This is a genomic window from Pseudomonas monsensis, from assembly GCF_014268495.2.
In the GTDB taxonomy this organism is placed as follows: Bacteria; Pseudomonadota; Gammaproteobacteria; order Pseudomonadales; family Pseudomonadaceae; genus Aquipseudomonas; species Aquipseudomonas monsensis.
Window position 1 is genome coordinate 2,406,649 of record NZ_CP077087.1, and the last position, 14,555, is coordinate 2,421,203.

The window sequence follows — 14,555 nt, forward strand, 5'->3', positions numbered from 1 at the left end:
ATAAACCTGTTGCCGTTCACGAGTGATTTGGGAAGCCAGGCCGCTGGGCCAAATAAATAACTATCCCAAGAGATGTAAAAAATGAAAAAAATCGTCGCTGTTACCGCCGCTACCGTTGTTATGGGTCTCGCTTCCTTCGCTAACGCTGCGACGCCGGCTTCCGGCAACCCTGGCACCGTGCGCTTCATCGGTGAAATCGTTTCCGGCGCCTGCGGTATCGACGCCAGCTCCCTGGACCAGACCGTTTCCCTGGGGCAAGTGCCATCTAACCAGTTCAAAGCGATCGGTGATCGTTCGACCCCGACCAAGTTCGACATCATCCTGACCGACTGCGACACCACCACTCAGAAGAACGCGCGCTTCACCTTCAGCGGTGTCCAGGATCCAGCCGTTCCAGGCTTGTTCGCCACCACCGGTCTGGCACAGAACGTCGGTATCCGTCTGCAGGCCAGTGCCGGCGAAATGCTCGACAATGGCACTGAGCAGGTCGCTCCGGTTGTGCTGCAAAACGGCAACAACACCGTGACCTTCGCCGCCATGTATGAAGCCACTGCTGCGACCGTCACCACTGGTGAAGCCGACAGCGTGGCTAACTTCACCGTGGCCTACAACTGATACCCGCGTATCGCCAGGTGTAAGAAAAAGGGGTGAAAACCCCTTTTTTCTTTTCCGTCAAAGTTCTGATAAAGGCTATTTCCCGTGTACGGCCGAAAACTTTTCGTGTCTTGCGTGTTGATCTCCTGTGCGCGTTATTCAAGTGCCGTGGAGTTTAATTCGGAGTTTCTGAATATCGACAAAAACGACGATATCAGTCTCGGACAGTTTGCCCATGCGCAATACACTGTGCCCGGTCGCTACTTGTTGGATATTACTGTCAATCAGCGTTATTTCGGTTCGCGTTCGATCGAGTTCAAGAGCGGCGCCAACCCGGATGAAAGTTACGCTTGTCTGCCCGAAGACCTGGTACTGACCTTTGGTCTCAAACCGTCTTTGCTGAAAAGCCTGCCGCGTCTGGCTGACGGTCAATGTGTGGATTTGCGTGGCATCGAAAATGCCTCGATCAAGTACATGAAGAATCTTGGGCGTCTGTCGATCAGCTTGCCGCAGGCGACCTTCGAGTACGACGACCCCGATTACATTCCGCCCGCCGCCTGGAGCGACGGGCTCAACGGCGCGTTGCTCGATTATCGAGTGATCGCCAACAGTCGCCAGACCCAGGGTTCGTCCGGGGATTCGCGCTCGCTGCAGAGCTACGGCACTGCCGGGATTAACCTGGATGCGTGGCGCGTGCGCGCCGATTATCAGGCGCGGCTGGAATCCGCCAGCCAAGGTGATAATCCCCACGGCGAAGCGGCTCAGTTGAACCGTTTGTATGCCTATCGTGCGTTGCCAACGATTCGTTCGAAGCTGTCGCTCGGTGAGGACTATCTGAACTCTGACGTGTTCGACACCTTTGCTTTGCGCGGTGCGACTCTGAGCAGTGATGACCGCATGCTGCCGCCGAACCTGCGCGGTTATGCGCCGCTGATCAGTGGCCTGGCGCGCACCAACGCAACGGTCACGGTGTCCCAGCAGGGGCGCGTGTTGTACTCGACCACGGTGACGCCGGGCGCGTTCAGCATTCAGGATCTCAACAGCAGCGTGCAAGGCACGCTGGACGTGACCGTGCGGGAAGAAGACGGTACCGAACAGACGTTCACCGTCGCCACTGCCGCTGTGCCGTTTCTGTCCCGTGAGGGCGAGTTGCGCTACAAGGTTTCCGCCGGCCAGCCGCGCCTGACCGGCCAGGGCGGCAGCGAGCCCGGGTTCGTGGCCACGGAGGCGGCCTACGGCCTGGCCAAGGACTGGACCGTCTATGGCGGCTGGCTTGCCGCCTCCGGGTACCAGTCGAGCGCTGTGGGCATCGGCAAGGATCTCGGCGTACTCGGTGCCGTGTCGGGGGATGTCACCACCTCCCGGGCCACGTTGCGCTGGAACGGTGAAACCGTGGTCGGCAATTCTTACCGGATCAACTATTCCAAGCGATTTGACGCCATTGGTACTGACCTGCGTTTTTTGGGTTATCGCTTTTCTGACAAGACGTTCACCAACTTCTCGCAGTTTGTCGGCGATGCGGATGCCTATTCGCTGAACTCGGGCAAACAACGTTATTCGGTGACCGTGGCCAAGCATTTTCCCTGGTTGTCGACGAGTTTCTCCTACGACCATTCGACCTACTGGGATGCCCCCGCCGCCGATCGTTTCGGGCTGACGGTGGCGCGCAGTTTTTCCCTTGGCAACGTCAAGAACATCAACGTCAACGTATCGGCGTACCAGACCCAGAATAGCCGGCAGAACGACGCGCAAATCTATCTCGGCGTGACCGTGCCACTGGGTGGCAACTCGATGATGTCGAGCAACCTGCAGCGCTCGGGCTCCGCAGGTTCGTCGGCCAGTGTCGGGTACAGCCATGATGACGGTGAAGGGGTGAATTATCAGGTGTATGGCGGCGTTGGCGACAACCGCTATGTCAACGCGTATGTCGGTCAACGGGCGTCGAGTTACCGCGCGAATGCGTCTGTCTCAACCGATGGCAGCACCTATCGCTCGCTCACCGGCGAGCTCGACAGTTCACTGGTCGCGACCCGTTATGGCGTATCGGCCCATGGCAATGGCACCAATGGCGATACACGTCTGCTGGTGTCCACCGACGGCGTTGCGGACGTGGCATTCACCGGCCAGACCCGCACCAACCGTAACGGTTATGCGGTGATGGACGGCTTGCCTTCCTTCCAGGCCTACGAAGCGCGGGTCAACGTGGAAAAGTTGCCACTCAACACCGAAGTATCCAATCCGATCCAGCGATTGGCGCTGACTGAGGGGGCCATCGGCTACGTCAATTTCGCCACGGGGCAGGGCCGCAACGCGTTTGTCGTGTTGACCCGTCTCGGCGGTAAACCGGTGCCTTTCGGCGCATCGGTGCAAGACAAAAACACCAATAAGGAAGTGGGCATCGTCGGCGAGGCCGGCGTCACTTATCTGTTGGGCATCAAGGCCGGGGCTGAACTGGTAGCGCGTTGGGATGACGCCGGCCAATGCAGTCTGGCCGAACTCCCTGAGGAGGACGTGGTGACCAACGTCGCCAAGCCTGCCCAGTGTCTGTAATCGCGCCTGTTCATTAATCCGGAGTCACCATGTCACGTTATGTTGTGTTTTCTGTGGGTCGTTTTTTCAACCGTCTGAGCCTGGCAATCGGGCTCTGTGTTCCCGTGCTGGCCAGCGCCGCTGTGGTGCCGGATCGCACCCGTCTGGTGTTCGAGGAAAGTGCGCCGTCAGTCAGCGTCACGGTCAGCAACAAGAACCCGCAATTGCCGTTTATCGTGCAGTCGTGGATCGAGAACGAGAGTGGCCAGAAAGTCACGTCACCGTTCATGGTCCTGCCACCGTTGCAGCGCATCGAGCCGAACGAAAGCAGTGTCCTGCGCATTGTGAAGTTGCCGCAGCTGGCACTCCCTGCTGACCGGGAGTCGGTGTTCTATTTGAACATTCGCGAGATTCCGCCGAAAACCCAGGCGGTCAACTCGATGCAGATTGCCTTGCAGTCGAAGATCAAGTTGTTCTACCGGCCGGCCGCTGTAAAGCGCGAGCGGGGCGAGGACCTGGCACTGGGCCTTGAGCTGAAAATCGACCCGGCCACCCGACAGTTGCTGGTCGATAACCCGACGCCGTTTCACATCACGGTCGTCGGTCTGCTGGCCGGCCCGGAAAAAACCAGAATGCCGATCGAAACCGTGATGATCGCGCCACGCGGCCATGCGCGGTTTGCCCTGACGAATACCGCGTTCACCACCTTGCGGGTGTCGAACATGAATGACTTCGGCGGTCAGTCCGACACACTGTTCAATTGCGTGGCGAATGTGTGCAAGGGTGTGAAACCGTGAACCTGTTCACTGCGCTGACGCGGCTGGCCCTGGCGGCGGTGTTGATGGGGGCGTCGCAGTTCGCGTCGGCGATGGTCTGCAAGTCGCTGAACGGCGGGAGCTACCTGAGCGAGTACATCGGTCCGGTGTCGGTCCCGGACACAGTGCCGGACGGCACGATTATCTGGCGCTCGAAAACCCATGTGGTCCCGGCCGACTGCTGGAAGCTGTTCGACATCCATTACAAAGAAGATGACCCGATCTATTTTTACGGCAATCCGGCCGGGCTCAATGCCACCCCGTGGGGCATTGAATTCGGTCTGGTGTATCGCGGCGTGACATCCTGGGACGGCGACTGGAGTTCCAACCCGACCCAGGGCGTCAACAGCGGCTTCATTTCCCGCGGTTGCCCGGATGCAACCAGCGGCGCCGACATGCTTGCCTGTTCGCGGGTGAGCCCGAGCATTGCGTTTCAGGTGGTGATCCGCAAGCGCGGGCTATTGCCGTTGCAGCGCCCCTCGCAAGATACCTACGACGTGTTCCAGTTCGACGGTCTCTATGGACTCAATGGCGGGCCGAGCAACCCGGCGGGCAACTTCCGTTTTCAACTCTCCGGCTTACAGAACATTGTCGGTACTGCGTGTACGGTCGATGTCAAGGTGACGCCGGAGCCGGGAATTGTCGACTTTGGTGTGATCCAGAAAACCACCACCGGTTTTTCACCGCCCAATCCGACCCGACCCTTCAGCCTGGCCCTGGAGAAAAAATGCAGCAGCGCAATCAACGTCGGTGCGACGTTCGTTACCAGCAACCAACAGGGTCTGTACAACATCCTGCCGGCCGCCGGCAGCCAGTTGGGCATTCAGGTGCGTGATGCACACAACAATCTGGTGCAGGTCAACGAACCTTTTCCCTTGGCGAATTTCCCGGCTCAGGTGAGCCATATCGACGTGCCGTTCAGTGCCACGGTGGTGTCGTTGGGTGACCCCGAAGTCGGGCCGTTCGAGGCCATTATGGTGGTGCAGATTGTTTACTACTGACGATTGGCGTCTCTTGGGAAAATTCCTACACGACCGCGGGATAAATCCTGCGTTCAGCGTGGCTTCCGCAGACCACTATTCCCTCTCCCGGGTCTATTGAGTGATTAAAGGACGATGACCTCCCCACGTATTCTGGTGCTGGAAAATCATGAGTTTGCCTGCAACGTGCTGGTCAGGATGTTGCATCGCCTGAGCGTGCGTGACGTGCTGCAAGCAGCGGATGCCGAACAGGCCATGGTGCAGATGCACCTGCGAGGCGGGGTCGATATCGTGATCTGTGACTTGACCGATCGTGGCCTCGATTGCCTTGAATTTTTGCGGGTTGCCAGCCAGAGCGGCATGGTACGCGCGGTGTTGCTGTGCAGTGAGCTGCCGCCGGAGTTGAGCCGCACGCTTGGGCAAATGGCCTCGCTGGCAGGTTTGCAATTGCTCGGGGTACTGAACCGGCCGGTTCAACTGCGTTCGTTGAATCGCCTGTTGTATCGCTACAAACGCGTGCGGGTATCTCCCGTGTTGGCGCCGTTGAGCAAGGAGCTGCCGGGCGAGGATGAAGTGCGTCGCGGGCTGGCACTGGGCGAATTCCGGGCGTGGTTCCAGCCGCAATTTCAGCTGCAGGGCGGTGCGGTGATTGGTGTCGAAGCGCTGGCCCGTTGGCAGCATCCGGCGCGCGGCACCCTGTTGCCCTGTGACTTTCTCGCCGCCGTGCTGGCTTATGACCTGACCGACCAGATGTTCAAGCAACTGCTCGAACAGGGTCTGAACCTGCTGGGCATTTTGCGCCATCGCGGCGTGACCTTGCAGTTGGCGTTCAACCTGCATGCCTCACAGTTGATGGACAGTGCACTGGTCGAACACATCAAACTGGCATTGGAGCGTCATGGGTTCAAAGGGGCGGTGCTGATGCTCGAACTGGCGGAAAACGGCTTGCTCGATTGCCCGCCGGGCACGCAGGAGAACCTGCTGCGCTTGCGCCTGCTCGGTTGCGGGCTGTCGATTGACGATTTTGGCGTAGGCTTTTCGTCGCTGAAGTTGATGTGTCAGTTACCGTTCACTCAGATCAAGCTCGATGGCCGCTTTGTCCAGCACCTCGATCGTCAGCGCAATCGGGCGATGGTCTCCAGCACGCGGGCACTGGCCCGTTCGCTGGGGATGGATCTGGTGATCGAAGGCGTCAGCGGTCCAAAGGTGCTCGAGCGTTTGCGCGAGCTCGAATGTGAATTGGGTCAGGGTTATTACCTGGCCCGGCCCATGACCGGGCATGACCTGCTGCAGTGGCTGGAAAAGCCTGAAGGCGGGCGCTGACCCTTGCGTGACTTTGTGCAGTTATTTTCAAGATTTTTCCTACACTCCAGTGATGCTCGTGTATTTTTCGACATGAGGATCGCCTGGTCTGCTGTCCCATCATTATTCGTGATGTTGCCGATGTTGTTGATCGACGTGTCCTACAGGGGTTTTTATGCTCAAAGCGATCATCGTGGACGATCATCCGTTCATTCGCTCTGCGGTCAAGATGCTGTTGAAACAGGAACATTTCGACGTTGTGGCCGAAGCGGATAATGGCGCCGACGCTGTGCAACAGGCCCGCGAACACACTCCCGATCTGATCATTCTGGATATCGCCATGCCCAAGCTCGACGGCCTGGAGGTGATCTCGCGTATCAGTGCGCTGAACCTGCACTGCAAGATTCTGGTGCTGACCTCGCAATCAGCGCAGTTCTATTCCATGCGCTCCATGAAGGCAGGCGCGGCGGGCTATATCTCCAAAACCAACGATCTGGACGAATTGGTCAAAGCCATCAAAGTAGTGATGGACGGTTATACCTTTTTCCCCAATCTGGCCAGTAGCTCGGTCCGGCGCAGCGATGCCCAGGCCACGGATCTGGAACTCATCCAGAGCCTGTCAGACCGCGAGCTGACCATTTTGCAGCAGTTGGCCAAGGGGCTGAGCAACAAGGAGATCGGCGACGCGATGTTGTTGAGCAACAAAACGGTCAGTACCTACAAGACGCGTCTGATCGAGAAACTCAACGTCAAGTCGGTGGTGTATCTCGCTGATTTCGCCAAGCGCAACAACCTGCTCTAAATGATTATTTTCGTCAGAAATTGCCTTGCCGGTCTTGCGCTGTTTGGCTCCCTGTCGCTGCAGCAGGCAATGGCCGCTGCGCAGCCCGATACATTGCAGCTGCTCGGTCGCTCGGATGTCCAGGGGTACGCCGTGCCACTGGATGAGCCGGACTGGAGCTGGTTGCGGAGCAAGGGGCGCCTGTTGCTCGGCGACAGCAGCCCCGATTACGCGCCTTTTGCGATTACCGGCAACGGCAATGACTACGAAGGTCTGACGGCCGATTACGCGCAACTGATCGAACAACTCCTGCACGTCAACGTCGAGGTCCGGCGTTACGCCTCGCGCGGCGATCTGCTGGCTGCGCTGAAAAGCGGCCAGATCGATATGATCGGCACCGCCAACGGCTTTGAAGCGGCGGATCCGCAATTGGCGATCTCCTTGCCTTACGCTGACGATAATCCGACCCTGGTGACGCGCATCGATGAGAGTCACAACCTGCCGGAAGACCTGGCAGGCAAACGTGTGGCGATGCTCTATCACTACCTGCCTCCGGAAACGGTCCAGGCGTTTTACCCCAACGCCAATGTGCAACTGTATCCCTCGACACTGACGGCGATCGGTGCCGTGGCGTTTGGTCAGGCTGACGTTTATCTGGGCGACTTGCTCAGCTCCAATTACCTGATCAAGAAGAATTACCTTAACAACGTTCAGCTCAGCGATTTTTCGCGCATGGAAACCCAGCCCTTCAGTTTTGCCGTGACCCGGGACAACACTCGGTTGTTGCAGATTCTCGATGCTGCGTTGAAGGTCATTCCTGTTGAAGAACGCATGAGTATCCGGCGGCGCTGGAGTGTCGGCGGAGTGGCCATTCCCGGCCAGCACCGGCTGCATTTCAGTGTCAAGGAGCAACGCTGGCTGGATCGTCATCCGCGCATCAAAGTCGCGATCAACGAGAACTTCCTGCCGCTGACCTTTGTCGACGACGCCGGCAACTTTCGCGGGATCAGTGCTGACGTGCTGGCCAAGATCAGTCTGCGCACGGGGCTGCAATTCGATATGCAGCGCGTGGATTCGGTCGATGACCTGATCGGTGAAGTGACCAGTGGCAGGGCCGACATGCTGGCGGCGTTTACGCCAAGCACCGAGCGCGAAGGCGAATTGCGTTTCACCCGTCCGTACCTGATCAATCCGTTCGTGCTGGTCATGCGCCGCGGCGGTGAGCCGAAGACCCTCGATCAGTTGGCCGGCAAGCGTCTGGCGCTGATCCGCGGCAACGTCTTGCGCGAATACCTTGTCGAGCAATATCCCTCTGTGCAACTGGTCGCCGCAGACAATGCCGCCGAAGCCATGGAGATGGTCGCCCAGGGCAAGGTCGAGGGCGCGATCAATTCGCTGGTCAGTGCCCGCTATATGATCTCGCGTCAGTACCGCGACACATTGCAGGTCAGCAGTACCGTCGGCACCCAGCCTGCACGCATTGCACTGGCGACCAATCGCGGTGCGCTGGAACTGTACTCGATTCTCGACAAGGCCCTGTTGAGCATCAGCCCGGAAGAAATGGACGAGCTGACCAACCGCTGGCGCAGCGAAGTGGTGGTGGATGACAGTTATTGGCTGCGCAATCGCGACATCATCCTCCAGGGCTTCGTGATCGCCGGCGCGTTGCTGCTCGTGGCGTTTGGCTGGATTGCTTATCTGCGTCTGTTGATGCGCAAGCGGCGCCAGGCGGAAATCGCTCTGAACGATCAAATGGAGTTCATGCGCGTGCTCATTGATGGCACGCCGCATCCGATCTATGTGCGCGATCGCGAAGGCCGCCTGGTGATCTGCAACAGCGGTTACCTGCAGGTATTCGGCACCGAGCGCGAAGCGGTGATCGGCAAGTTGGTGACGGACGGCGTGCTCAGCGATGTGCAGCAGGCACAGGTTTTTCAGGATGACTATCTACGGGTGATGGAGGAGGGCTTGCCGAGCATTCAGGACCGTAGCCTGAATCTGGCGGACGGCCGCGCGCTGACGATCTACCACTGGATGTTGCCTTACCGTGGCAGCGACGGTGCCGTCACCGGCATGATCGCGGGCTGGATCGATGTCAGCGAGCGCCAGCATTTGTTGCAGGAGCTGCAAATCGCCAAGGATGTCGCCGATGACGCCAACCGCGCCAAGACCACGTTCCTGGCGACCATGAGCCACGAAATCCGCACGCCGATGAACGCAATCATCGGCATGCTCGAACTGGCGCTGAAAAAGGCCGATCAGGGTGTACTGGACCGTTTCGCGGTCGAGGTGGCTTCGGGCGCGGCGCGTGGGTTGCTGGATCTGATTGGCGACATTCTCGACATTGCACGGATCGAATCCGGCCGCCTGTCGCTGGCGCCGGAACGCGCCAATCTGCGAGAGCTGGTTGAGTCGGTCGCGCGCATTTTCGAGGGCCTGGCGCGGCAGAAACAGTTGCGTCTGCAACTGGATCTGGACGCCCTGAGTAATGTCGATGTGTTGATCGATCCGCTACGTTTCAAACAAGTGCTGTCGAATCTGTTGAGCAATGCCATCAAGTTCACGGAGGCGGGGCAGGTGGTGTTGAGTGTGCAAGTCGAGAGCGGCAGCGATGAGCGGCTGAGTCTTTGCCTGCGCGTCAAGGACACTGGCCGCGGGATCTCGCCTGCGGATCAGGCCCAATTGTTCAGTCCGTTTGCCCAGGCCGGTAATCATGGTCAGTCGGCGCAGGGCGGCTCCGGGCTTGGGCTGGTGATCAGTCGTACGCTGTGCGAAATGATGGGCGGCAGCCTCACGCTGACCAGTGAGCTGGGGCGGGGCACGCAGATCGAGGTGCTGTTGAATCTGTCGACCCTTGAACCGCTGGACGCGGCGCCCGACGAGGACGTCGAGACACTGCGGGCCAGCCACAGCCTGAATATTCTGGTGATCGACGATTACCCGGCCAACCGTCTGCTGTTGTCGCAACAGTTGAGTTATCTGGGGCATCGGGTGACGGATGCAGAGGACGGCGCCCATGGCCTGCGTGCCTGGCGCAACCAGACCTTCGACGTGGTCATTACCGACTGCAATATGCCGATCATGAATGGCTACGAACTGGCCCGGGCGATCCGTGATGAGGAAACTGCACGAGAGTTGCCGCGCAGTCTGGTATTGGGGTTCACCGCCAATGCGCTGGCCGAAGAGAAGGATCGTTGCGCCGAGGCCGGAATGGACGATTGCCTGTTCAAGCCGATCAGCCTCAAGGACCTCAATCTGCGCCTGGCCGCTGTCGTCCCACGGCCGCGTTCAGCGACTGACGAATTGCCCGGTGATTGCAGGCCAGGTGACATCGATCTGGCCAGCCTCGAACAACTGACTCGTGGCGATCGCGCTTCGATCAACAGTCTGTTGAGCGATCTGGCCACGAGCAACGCGCAGGACATGGCCAAACTGATGCGCCTGTTTACCCAGCACGACATGGTCGGGCTCGCTAATCTGGCTCACCGGGTCAAGGGCGGTGCGCGCATTATCAAGGCGCACTCGCTGATTCAGGCGTGTGAGGCGCTGGAGGTCGCCAGTGAAGGGCTCGACACGCAAGTCCTGACCGCCGCGGTGGATGCCTTGCAGCAGTCGATGGAGCAGTTGGCTGCGCAGTTGGACGAGCGTCTGGCCTGACAAAATATTCCATTTTCCCTGCTGTCCTTGAGAATTTTCCTACATTCGTCACTGACCTTACGTCGCTAACGTGCGGTGTGCTCGGCGTACCGCCGAGCTCACTTCACTGGCTAACGTTTGGAGTTGTTGATGACCCTTTCCTCTATGTCTTCCCGGGCACGACTGGTCGCCTGTGGACTGGCCGTCGCTGCGGTGTTGAGTGGCTGCGCCAGTACGCCCATTCCCGAGCAGCAGGTCTCGCTGTCACGTGACGCGGTCAATCGAGCGGTCTCGGCAGAAGCGACGCAATATGCGCCGCTGGAAATGAAGGCCGCGCAGGACAAAATGTTCCTGATGGAACGCGCCTTGGGCGAAAAAGACTATCCGCAAGCCAGGCTGCTGGCTGAACAGATCGAAGCCGATGCCAACCTCGCCGAACGCAAATCGCGTGCGGTGAAATGGCAAAAACAGCTGACCGACGCCCGCAGTGGCATTCAGGTGCTCAAGCAGGAAATGTTGCAAGACCCGGTTACCGGTTTCAATCCGCCCGCCAGTGCCCAATAAGGAGCGATACATGCCGACTTTCAAATTACTGCCAGCTGTATCGCTATCTGCTTTGATACTCGCCGGTTGCGCCACCCCCCCGGAAAACCCGCAATTGCTACAGGCTCGCGCACAGTTTGCCGCGTTGCAGCAAAAGCCCGAGTCCAACACCCTGGCGGCGATCGAAACCAAGGATGCGTTCAGTGCGCTGTACAAGGCTGATCAGGCTTCGATCAAGGATCGCCAGGCGGCGGACGTCGATCAGTTGGCGTACCTTGCCAGGCAGAAAATCGCGCTTGCCGAGCAGACCATCGTCGGGCGTCAGGCCGAAGCCGGGCTGAAGAAAATCGACGCCGAGCGCACTCAGGTGCAGCTAGACGTGCGCACCCAGCAGCTCAAGGCGCTGCAAGCGATGAAGGCGCAGAAAACCCAGCGCGGGGAAGTCGTCACCTTCGGTGACGTGCTGTTCGACACCGGCAAGGCCGATCTCAAGCACGGCAGCCAGCGCAACTTCGAACAACTGGCGCAGTACCTGACGGCCAATCCGGAACGCAAAGTGCGCATCGAGGGTTTTACCGACGATGTGGGCAGCGAGGATTTCAACCAGCGTCTGTCAGAGCGTCGTGCGGATGCGGTGGCCTTCGCCCTCCAGCAAATGGGCATCAGCGCTGATCGTCTGATCACCAAGGGCTACGGCAAGCAATTTCCGGTGGCCGGTAACGCTGATGCGCGCTCCCGTCAGCTCAATCGCCGGGTGGAGGTGATCATCTCCTACGGATCGACCATGGTCGGCGCTCGAAACTGACGATCGACGAAGCGAGCCTGCAACGGGCTCGCTTTTTTCGTCAAGGACCCGGACGAGACCGGTGGGTGTGCTTAGGAAATTTCCTACACGCTAAAAGAAAAGTCCTACTCAGAAAATCCCGCTGCTTCTCTAAATTACCGGCTTCCCGAGTGCGAGCCGGCTCCATCAAAGGTTCGAACTCAACCCGATTTACGCCGTCGCCCGAAGGGGTGCACGTGAGGATCAGTTGATGAAAAACCGTTTCCCTTTGTTCCAGCGCACGCCCGTTGCCATCGCCGTTGCATTGCTGCTGCCGATGTACGCCAACGCCTATACCGCTTCGGTCGACAGCGGTGCGGTGGTCTATGACGAGAGCGTGACCAGTGGCGTGCAGTCGATTGGCACCCAAGGCACGGCGCATCGCACCACTGTCAGTGGCAGTGGTTCGCAAAGCGTGTTCAGTAATGGCGTGACCTACGACACGGTGGTAGACGGCGCGATGCAGAACGTGGCCAGTGGCATCAGCCATGGCACGGTGGTCAACAACGGCGGCACGCAATTGGTCGGCACCAGCGGCATTGCCAATGACACCGTGCTCAACGCCAGTCAGCAGACCGTCACGCGCTCCACGGTCAATCGCACCCTGATCAACGCAGGCAGCGTACAGACCCTGGATATCCTGGCCATCGCCAACGACACCCGGGTCGGTAATGGCGGTACGCAAAACCTGATCAATCGGGCGGTGGCCAATGGCAGCGTCATTGAGGCCGGAGGCGAGCAGACGATTCGCCAAGGCATACTGGGTGGCGCAGTGGCCAATGACACGAACATTCAAGGCGGCACGCAAAGTGTGTACAACACCGGCACCGCCAATAACAGCACAGTCAGCAATGGTGGTCAGGTCAATCTGTACCGCGGCGCTCAGGCCAATGGGGTGGTCGCAGAGGCGGGCGGTACCGTCAATGTTATGGAGAATGGCGTGAAAACCGTCGACTCGCTGACACTCAACGGTGGCCGCCTGGCGTTCGTCCCGAGCACCGATGGCAGCTTCAAAACCTTCACGGTCAACGCCCTGTCCGGCAGCGGCAACATCCTGATGAACACCGACATCGCCAACCAGCAGCATGATTTGCTGGTGGTGCAGGGCGCCGGACTGGCGAGCGGAGATCACACGTTGATCGTCGGCGATTCCGGGCATGAACCGAGCGCTTCTGACGGCCGACTGTTGTTGGTGGACACCCACGGGGGCGATGCGAAATTCGCCTTGTATGGAGGCCATGTCGATGCCGGTGCATTTCGTTACACCTTGCAGCAACAGGGCGATGACTGGGGACTGGCAAGCGGGGGCGCGATTCCGGTCGACCCGGTGAAGCCAGTGGACCCGGTCAATCCGGTCGACCCGGGAAAGCCAGTAGTCCCCGTCAATCCAGTAGACCCCGTGGCGCCGGTTGATCCTGTCAAGCCGGTGTCCCCTGTAACACCACCGCCGCGCCCGGTCGACCCGGCGCCGCAAAACCTGTCCAAAGGTGCCAACGCCGCCATCGCTGCCCGCACCGCCGGAGCGGGCCTGTGGAATGCGCAGATGAACGCCTTGGTCAAACGCCTCGGCGAATTACGCATGGGCGAGGATGACGGTGGTCTCTGGACCCGCGCGATCGGTAAGCGATTCGACGTCAGTGAACACTCCAGTCGCGCCTACACCCAAGACGTCACGGGGCTGGAAATCGGTGCCGACAAAGCCTTCGCGGTGGACAGCGGCAAAGTCTATGTCGGTGCGATGGTCGGTACCGCCCGATCGGACCTGGATTTCGGCGAGGGCGCTTCCGGTGAAATCGACAGCCGTATGTTCGGCGTCTACGCCACCTACTTGAACGACAACGGTGTGTACGTCGATAGCGTGTTGAAGTACAGCCGTTTCGATAACGAGATCAAGACCCCGAGCAATCTGGGCGAGTCGGTCAAAGGTTCCTACAGCACCAACGGCGTCGGTGCGGATATCGAGGTCGGCAAGCGCATCAATTTGAAGGATGGCTGGTTCGTGGAGCCACAACTGGAAATCACCGCGACGCGTACCCAGGGCGCCAGTTACACCGCCAGCAACGGCTTGCGTGTCAAGTCCGATGACCTCGACTCCTTGCAGAGCCGTGTGGGTTCACTGTTCGGTCGCAGCCTTGAGCTGAGCAACGGCATGAAGGCCCAACCGTATGTCAAAGCGTCGTACATCACCGAGCATGCCGGCAGCAGCAAGGTCAACGTCAATGGCCACAAGTTCGACGCCGAGCTGCCGGGTAACCGGGTCGAACTCGGGTTTGGCGGCGTGTTGCAGGTCAGTGAAAAGAGCAAGATCTCGCTGGATGCCGAATACGCCAAAGGCAATGGCATCGAGCAACCCTTCGGTGTGAGCCTGGGTTATCGCTACCTCTGGTAAGCAAACAGACGCCACGTCGGGTTATTCCGCCGTGGCTTTTTCTCTTGCGATGGCCAGAACATTCCGGTGTTTTTTTCAGACTTGTCCTACATGCCGCGCAGTTCTTTTTGATTAGCGTGTCGGCATTGGTACTACCAGCAACAATTCCTTTTCCTAACACTGT

General features: G+C 59.2%; 10 protein-coding genes. All 10 read left to right on the forward strand.

Features of this window, described 5'->3' with window-relative positions:
- Positions 1 to 81: 81 nt before the first annotated feature.
- The 10 genes from HV782_RS10475 (at position 82) to HV782_RS10520 (ending at position 14,392) form a co-directional block, all read left to right on the forward strand.
- Entirely contained in the window at positions 82 to 615 is a 534-nt protein-coding gene (locus HV782_RS10475) for a fimbrial protein (protein WP_095047684.1), read from the forward strand.
- A gap of 147 nt (positions 616 to 762) precedes the next feature.
- The gene (locus HV782_RS10480; RefSeq protein ID WP_225931086.1) at positions 763 to 3,144 is read left to right on the forward strand and encodes a fimbria/pilus outer membrane usher protein; all 2,382 of its coding nucleotides are present in this window, start codon (positions 763 to 765) and stop codon (positions 3,142 to 3,144) included.
- A 29-nt stretch (positions 3,145 to 3,173) separates the two neighbouring features.
- Positions 3,174 to 3,920, forward strand: a complete 747-nt coding sequence (locus HV782_RS10485) for a fimbrial biogenesis chaperone (protein WP_186744720.1) — start codon at positions 3,174 to 3,176, stop codon at positions 3,918 to 3,920.
- Positions 3,917 to 4,939 carry a fimbrial protein gene (locus tag HV782_RS10490; protein ID WP_225931066.1) on the forward strand — a complete coding sequence of 341 codons (1,023 nt, stop codon included), beginning with the start codon at positions 3,917 to 3,919 and terminating at the stop codon, positions 4,937 to 4,939. Before HV782_RS10485 ends, HV782_RS10490 begins: the two co-directional genes overlap by 4 nt.
- A gap of 114 nt (positions 4,940 to 5,053) precedes the next feature.
- Positions 5,054 to 6,241 (forward strand): EAL domain-containing response regulator, encoded by a 1,188-nt coding sequence (locus tag HV782_RS10495; RefSeq protein ID WP_225931067.1) that lies wholly within the window; start codon positions 5,054 to 5,056, stop codon positions 6,239 to 6,241.
- A 154-nt stretch (positions 6,242 to 6,395) separates the two neighbouring features.
- Entirely contained in the window at positions 6,396 to 7,022 is a 627-nt protein-coding gene (locus HV782_RS10500) for a response regulator transcription factor (protein ID WP_128614968.1), read from the forward strand.
- A complete protein-coding gene (locus HV782_RS10505; RefSeq protein WP_186744716.1) occupies positions 7,023 to 10,658 on the forward strand; it encodes a transporter substrate-binding domain-containing protein in 3,636 nt (1,211 codons plus the stop codon). It begins immediately after the preceding gene.
- A gap of 129 nt (positions 10,659 to 10,787) precedes the next feature.
- Positions 10,788 to 11,201 (forward strand): DUF4398 domain-containing protein, encoded by a 414-nt coding sequence (locus HV782_RS10510; RefSeq protein ID WP_186744713.1) that lies wholly within the window; start codon positions 10,788 to 10,790, stop codon positions 11,199 to 11,201.
- A 10-nt stretch (positions 11,202 to 11,211) separates the two neighbouring features.
- Positions 11,212 to 11,985 carry an OmpA family protein gene (locus tag HV782_RS10515; RefSeq protein ID WP_123463477.1) on the forward strand — a complete coding sequence of 258 codons (774 nt, stop codon included), beginning with the start codon at positions 11,212 to 11,214 and terminating at the stop codon, positions 11,983 to 11,985.
- A gap of 229 nt (positions 11,986 to 12,214) precedes the next feature.
- Complete coding sequence (locus HV782_RS10520; RefSeq protein ID WP_186744711.1) at positions 12,215 to 14,392, forward strand: autotransporter outer membrane beta-barrel domain-containing protein; 2,178 nt, start codon at positions 12,215 to 12,217, stop codon at positions 14,390 to 14,392.
- The last annotated feature ends 163 nt before the right edge of the window (positions 14,393 to 14,555 follow it).

Bases quoted from the DNA above. Each gene is read 5' to 3' on its own strand.
- HV782_RS10495 (WP_225931067.1), top strand. From the start codon at position 5,054: ATGACCTCCCCACGTATTCTGGTGCTGGAAAATCATGAGTTTGCCTGC.
- HV782_RS10515 (WP_123463477.1), top strand. From the start codon at position 11,212: ATGCCGACTTTCAAATTACTGCCAGCTGTATCGCTATCTGCTTTGATA.
- HV782_RS10485 (WP_186744720.1), top strand. From the start codon at position 3,174: ATGTCACGTTATGTTGTGTTTTCTGTGGGTCGTTTTTTCAACCGTCTG.
- HV782_RS10510 (WP_186744713.1), top strand. From the start codon at position 10,788: ATGACCCTTTCCTCTATGTCTTCCCGGGCACGACTGGTCGCCTGTGGA.
- HV782_RS10505 (WP_186744716.1), top strand. From the start codon at position 7,023: ATGATTATTTTCGTCAGAAATTGCCTTGCCGGTCTTGCGCTGTTTGGC.
- HV782_RS10475 (WP_095047684.1), top strand. From the start codon at position 82: ATGAAAAAAATCGTCGCTGTTACCGCCGCTACCGTTGTTATGGGTCTC.
- HV782_RS10520 (WP_186744711.1), top strand. From the start codon at position 12,215: ATGAAAAACCGTTTCCCTTTGTTCCAGCGCACGCCCGTTGCCATCGCC.
- HV782_RS10500 (WP_128614968.1), top strand. From the start codon at position 6,396: ATGCTCAAAGCGATCATCGTGGACGATCATCCGTTCATTCGCTCTGCG.